The organism is Curtobacterium sp. 22159 (assembly GCF_052045775.1).
Classification (GTDB): domain Bacteria; phylum Actinomycetota; class Actinomycetes; order Actinomycetales; family Microbacteriaceae; genus Curtobacterium.
Genome location: NZ_JBQEPN010000011.1, coordinates 134,295 through 135,919, shown reverse-complemented (window position 1 = coordinate 135,919; position 1,625 = coordinate 134,295). Strand labels below are relative to the sequence as shown.

Sequence of the window (1,625 nt, the reverse complement as noted above, 5' to 3'; positions counted from 1 at the left end):
TCAGAAGCCCTTGGCGCGCCTGTCCGAGAATCAGGATGTCCGGCTTCATAAGCTAATCGCCGGAACCGGTCTCTGGCACGTTGCTGTGTTGTTCGCCGACGCAGGCTTCCTCGCCGGAGCCGACCTCTCAGCGCTCTTGTCCTGAGAATGGGCCAGGCCTGGCGGTCCGAGTGAGCAGCCGGGACGGGATGGTGCGTTGACGTCGCGATGGCGCGCTGACCGGCTAGGTTTGCTCTGAACCGAGCCCCGAGGAGGCCACATGTCGTACGTCGTCGACTTCGTCAACGTTTCCACCGTCGGGCTCGAGTCGTCTCCCGTGGCCGATGCGCTCGCGGGTCTCCGTGCGAACGAAGCACGGTACTTCAAGAACAAGTACGACCACGACTTCACGACCAGCCCCGCGGCCGAGGTGCCGGAGCTGGTGGACTACGTGGCCCGTGTCCTGCGGGAGGAGCGCGGCATCGTGATCGCGTCCCCGGCGCTCGAAGCCACCGAAGCGCTGGTCGACGGGATCCGCTGGACCCACGTCTTCTACGAGTCCGGGCTGGCGGTGAACGTCCTCTACACGCTGGAAGACGGCGGGAAGCGAGCCGTCGGGTTCAAGCTCTCGGACGGCATGGAGGTCCCCGAGGAACTCGCCGACAAGTTCAAGTTCGCTCGGCAGAAGTCGAAGCTCGCGGGGACGATCCGTGGGTCCTACTTCGTCATCAAGAACGAGTACTGAGCAACCACTGTCACAGGCGCACGGCCTCCCTGAGGACGTGCGCGAAGTGCTCGTCCTCCGCGAGGGCTTGGCCGTCGACGAGCACGTCCACGGGAAAGCCGGTCAGTTCCTCGACGGCGTGCGCGAACCCGCCAGGGTCACGTGGAACGCGAGCGGGATGCTCGGACGAGTGCGGGCCGCCGCGAGCACATGGCGCAGCAGCGCGGCCGAGGGCACCGCGCCGCCCTGCTCAAGCGCGCGCAGGGCCCCCGGCGTGAGTCCGGCCGCCGTCGCGAGTGCAGCGGTCGACCACCCGATGTCGAGACGGGCCGCGCGGATCAGGTCGCCAGGCTGCGGTACGGACATCGTTCCTGCTCCGGTGTGATGGCGGGACATCGAAGGCGTCTTGGCCGCGAGGCGCACACCCTGGACACCGCCACGACTCCTCCACCTACCGTCGTCGGGGAGGAGGGATGATGAAGTACATCCACTACGACGGCAGCCTGATCCTCACGGGGGACCTCATCGCCGACGCGGTCATCGATTACGCCGCCGTCCTCGGCGCGAACAGCCGCACGGACACGGTGGAGATCCCGGCGGTCGGGGACGACGGCTCGGTCACACGCACGACGGTGCTCGTCGGCCCGGCGAGCGAACTCACCGTGAGCACGGCGCCGGACGACGAGCTCGAACCCGAGGACCGGGAGTTCATCCGCAGCCTCCGGGACGCCGCGGGACGAGCCGGCCCGAAGCGCCCGGTGGACGTCAACGGCGGTCACCGTTTCCGCGGTGCGGACGGGCCGGTCGGGGACGACGACCCGGACGAGTCCGGTGGCCGACGGGCGCTGGACGGTCCGCGACCGGCCTGACCGGGCGCGAACTGCCCAGAAGACAGACGACGGACGAAGACGGACGGGAGGCG

The 1,625-nt window shown here is 68.7% G+C and carries 3 protein-coding genes; 2 read left to right on the top strand and 1 reads right to left on the bottom strand.

Going from position 1 to position 1,625, the window contains the following annotated elements; genetic code table 11:
- Positions 1–259 precede the first annotated feature (259 nt).
- Complete coding sequence (locus ACTJKO_RS13685; RefSeq protein ID WP_440689603.1) at positions 260–724, top strand: phage tail protein; 465 nt, start codon at positions 260–262, stop codon at positions 722–724.
- Between the two features lie 102 nt (positions 725–826).
- On the opposite strand, the gene ACTJKO_RS13680 is transcribed toward ACTJKO_RS13685, so the two are convergent.
- Entirely contained in the window at positions 827–1,069 is a 243-nt protein-coding gene (locus ACTJKO_RS13680; RefSeq protein ID WP_440689601.1) for a helix-turn-helix domain-containing protein, read from the bottom strand.
- Between the two features lie 110 nt (positions 1,070–1,179).
- Between ACTJKO_RS13680 and ACTJKO_RS13675 the strand changes: the two genes are divergently transcribed.
- Complete coding sequence (locus ACTJKO_RS13675; RefSeq protein ID WP_440689599.1) at positions 1,180–1,572, top strand: hypothetical protein; 393 nt, start codon at positions 1,180–1,182, stop codon at positions 1,570–1,572.
- Positions 1,573–1,625: the final 53 nt, after the last annotated feature.

Coding starts and splice junctions, on each gene's coding strand:
- ACTJKO_RS13685 (WP_440689603.1), top strand. CDS start 260: ATGTCGTACGTCGTCGACTTCGTCAACGTTTCCACCGTCGGGCTCGAG.
- ACTJKO_RS13675 (WP_440689599.1), top strand. CDS start 1,180: ATGAAGTACATCCACTACGACGGCAGCCTGATCCTCACGGGGGACCTC.
- ACTJKO_RS13680 (WP_440689601.1), bottom strand. CDS start 1,069: ATGTCCGTACCGCAGCCTGGCGACCTGATCCGCGCGGCCCGTCTCGAC.